Origin of the sequence: Streptosporangium nondiastaticum, from assembly GCF_003011965.1 — a bacterium.
In the GTDB taxonomy this organism is placed as follows: domain Bacteria; phylum Actinomycetota; class Actinomycetes; order Streptomycetales; family Streptomycetaceae; genus Streptomyces; species Streptomyces nondiastaticus.
The window spans coordinates 1-3,325 of the sequence record NZ_PXWG01000267.1; the positions used below are offsets into that span (position 1 = coordinate 1).

Below are 3,325 nucleotides of genomic sequence, written 5' to 3' on the forward strand. Positions count from 1 at the left end.
CGCTGCCGCGGATCGCCCCCTCACAGGAACAAAATCAGTACACCGGCTTGTCCGGCTCCACCTGGTGGACCCAGCCGATCACGCCGCCGCCCACGTGCACCGCGTCGGCGAACCCGGCCGCCTTGAGCACCGCCAGCACCTCCGCGGACCGGACACCCGTCTTGCAGTGCAAGACGATGCGCTTGTCCTGCGGGAGGTCCTGCAGGGCCGTGCCCATCAGGAACTCGTTCTTGGGGATCAGCCGCGCGCCCGGGATGGAGACGATCTCGTACTCGTTCGGCTCGCGGACGTCGATGACGTCGATGTTCTCGCCGTCGTCCAGCCACTCCTTGAGCTGCTTGGGAGTGATCGTGGAGCCGGCCGCCGCCTCCTGGGCCTCCTCCGAGACCACGCCGCAGAACGCCTCGTAGTCGATGAGCTCCGTGACGGTCGGGTTCGCGCCGCAGACCGCGCAGTCGGGGTCCTTGCGGACCTTGACCTGACGGTAGGTCATCTCCAGGGCGTCGTAGATCATCAGGCGGCCGACCAGCGGGTCCCCGATGCCGGCGAGCAGCTTGATCGCCTCGTTGACCTGGATGGAGCCGATCGAGGCGCACAGGACGCCCAGCACGCCGCCCTCGGCGCAGGAGGGGACCATGCCCGGCGGCGGGGGCTCGGGGTACAGGCAGCGGTAGCAGGGGCCGTGCTCGCTCCAGAAGACGGACGCCTGGCCGTCGAAGCGGTAGATCGAGCCCCACACGTACGGCTTGTTCAGCAGCACGCAGGCGTCGTTGACGAGGTAGCGCGTGGCGAAGTTGTCCGTGCCGTCGACGATCAGGTCGTACTGGGAGAAGATCTCCATCACGTTGTCGGCTTCGAGCCGGCCCTCGTGCAGGACGACGTTCACGTACGGGTTGATGCCCCGCACGGTGTCGCGCGCGGACTCCGCCTTGGAGCGGCCGATGTCCGCCTGGCTGTGGATGATCTGGCGCTGCAGGTTGGACTCGTCGACCTCGTCGAACTCCACGATGCCCAGGGTGCCGACGCCGGCCGCGGCCAGGTACATCAGGGCGGGGGAGCCGAGACCGCCGGCACCCACGCAGAGCACCTTGGCGTTCTTGAGGCGCTTCTGCCCGTCCATCCCGACGTCCGGGATGATCAGGTGGCGGGAGTACCGACGAACCTCGTCTACGGTGAGCTCGGCAGCCGGCTCGACCAGGGGTGGCAGCGACACGGGGACTCCAGGGTCATCCCCGCCGGGGCGGGGAACATACAGGCGGCGTTCGGTCCTTCCCCCGTAACACTGCCACGCCCCGCCTCATTCCGAGACACCAGGTCCGATGCGCGAGACGATCTCGTCCCAGTAGCCGGGCATCACCTCCCAGGGGTCCGCTTCGTCCCGGTCCGTCCGGTCGGTGAAGTAGATCGTGCCGGCGCCCTGCCAGCGGGCGAGGCGCAGCGCCTCCTCCAGGTGGGCGCGGGGGATGCCGTGCACGAGGTGGCAGAAGCGGGCGGGCGGGAAGTCGGCGGTCCACTCGGCCACCTGCGACCAGCGGTACGCCGACCACGGGCCGTGGAAGGTGACGAGCTGGTCGGCGACGTCGGCGTAGCCGGGCGAGGGGTGGGTGCCGTGGACGAGGACGACGTACGCCCGGTCGAGCACGGTGCGCAGGGAGGCGACCGTGCGCCGGGTGCCGGGCAGGGCGGCCGGGTCGGCGGGGGTGGCGTCGAGGGCGAATCCGTCGACCCGGTACCAGTTCAGGTAGCGCTGGGCCTCGGAGAGCACCTCGCCGAGGGGGCGCTCGCCGAACCTCAGGTCCAGGTGGCCGAGGACCCGGACGCCGGCCTCGCGCAGCCGGGCGGCGGCGGCCACGCGATACGGGTCCGGGCGGTCGCCGGGGCCGCCGGAGGCGGTGCCGCCCGGGGCGGCCATGGCACCGCTGCCGAGCACGACCCACTCCACGGGGACGTCGGCGCGCAGGAGTTCGCCCCACTCGGCGGGGGCGAGCAGGGGGTGCGCGAAGCCCGGGACCCCGAACCGCAGGGGCGCCTCGCGCACCCGGGACCGCCGCTGCCCGGGCGGGCTCAGATGCGACACGCGGCCTCCATCCAGATGTCGGCCAGGGACTCCTCCAGGCCGATGCGCGGGCGCCAGCCGAGCCGGTCGCGGGCGGTGCGGACGTCGGCCTGCTGCCAGCTGCCGCAGCCGTCGGGGTAGGGGTAGGCGGGCGGGGTGCCCAGGTGGGGGTCGTCGAGCTCGTGGAGGGAGCCGCCGTAGCCGGCGACGCGGGCGAGGGTGGCCGCGGCCTCGCGCAGCCTGACCGCGCGGCCGGTGCCGATGTTGACGGCGCCCTGGGCGGCGGAGAGGGAGGCGGCGTGCACGGCGCGGGCCACGTCGCGGACGTCCACGAAGTCGCGCTGGACGCCGAGGCCGCTGAGCTTCAGCTCGCTGTCGCCGTTCTGCATGGCGCGCCGCAGGGCGTCGGCGAGCCGGCCGAGGGGGGAGCCGGCCGGGGTGCCGGGGCCGACGGGCGAGAAGACGCGCAGGACGATCGCGTCGAGGCCGGAGCCGAGGACGAGCTCGGTGGCGGCGAGCTTGCTCACCCCGTACGGGCCGCCGGGGCGGGGCACGGCGTCCTCGGCGGTGGACGAGCCGGGCTGGGAGGGCCCGTACTCGGAGGAGCAGCCGAGCTGGACGAGGCGGGCGCCGCAGCCGCTGCGGCGCAGGGACTCGCAGACGGTGGCGACGGCGACGGTGTTGTGCCGGGTGAGGTCGCGGGCCCCGCCGCGGGTGGCGCCCGCGCAGTTGATCACGACGCCGGGGTGGACGGCGTTGAGGAAGCGGGTGAGCGCGCCGGGGCTGCCGGTGGCGAGGTCGAAGCGGACGTCCGCGTCGTCGCCGCGGCCGAGCGCGGTGAGCTGGACGGCGGGGTCGGCGAGCAGGCGGTCGGCCACGTAGCGGCCGAGGTAGCCGTTGGCACCGAGCAGCAGAACCCTCATCGGTCGCGCCCTCGCTCTCGCCCGGCGGTGCGGATGGGGTGAACGGTCATCTTCCTTGCTCCTCTGAAGGGGGTGTGCGACGGGGACGGGCGGTCACCGGGCCCGGGCCGGGGCTTCTCCGGGGTCGGCGGGGACGGGTGCGTGCGGGCCGTGGCGGTGGGCGGAGGCCCGGGAGAGCGCGGTCAGGGCGTGGGCGAGGAGGGCGAGCGCGGGGAGCGCGCAGGCCACGAGGGGTATGGCGGCGGGGCCGTAGGCGCCGGTCGCCCAGGCGACGGCGGGCGCGGCGAACGGCGGTACGACGCCGGGCGGTCCCGGTGCGCCCGCCTCCAGCGCCGCGGCGCCGAGC

At 74.0% G+C, this 3,325-nt stretch carries 4 protein-coding genes; all 4 read right to left on the reverse strand.

Annotation, left to right across the window (positions count from 1 at the left end; all coding sequences use genetic code 11):
• Positions 1 to 34: 34 nt before the first annotated feature.
• Complete coding sequence (gene moeZ, locus B7P34_RS35480) at positions 35 to 1,213, reverse strand: adenylyltransferase/sulfurtransferase MoeZ (RefSeq protein WP_106682236.1); 1,179 nt, start codon at positions 1,211 to 1,213, stop codon at positions 35 to 37.
• Positions 1,214 to 1,297: 84 nt separating this feature from the next.
• Complete coding sequence (locus tag B7P34_RS35485) at positions 1,298 to 2,077, reverse strand: spherulation-specific family 4 protein (protein ID WP_106682237.1); 780 nt, start codon at positions 2,075 to 2,077, stop codon at positions 1,298 to 1,300.
• Entirely contained in the window at positions 2,065 to 2,979 is a 915-nt protein-coding gene (locus B7P34_RS35490; protein WP_030366193.1) for an NAD-dependent epimerase/dehydratase family protein, read from the reverse strand. The genes B7P34_RS35485 and B7P34_RS35490 overlap by 13 nt, the downstream gene beginning before the upstream one ends.
• A gap of 93 nt (positions 2,980 to 3,072) precedes the next feature.
• Positions 3,073 to 3,325, reverse strand: a 253-nt coding sequence (locus tag B7P34_RS35495) for a hypothetical protein (protein WP_223268583.1), incomplete at its 5' end; no start/stop codon positions are given.

Excerpts from the sequence above, each read along its gene's own strand:
- B7P34_RS35490 (WP_030366193.1), bottom strand. The coding sequence starts at position 2,979 with ATGAGGGTTCTGCTGCTCGGTGCCAACGGCTACCTCGGCCGCTACGTG.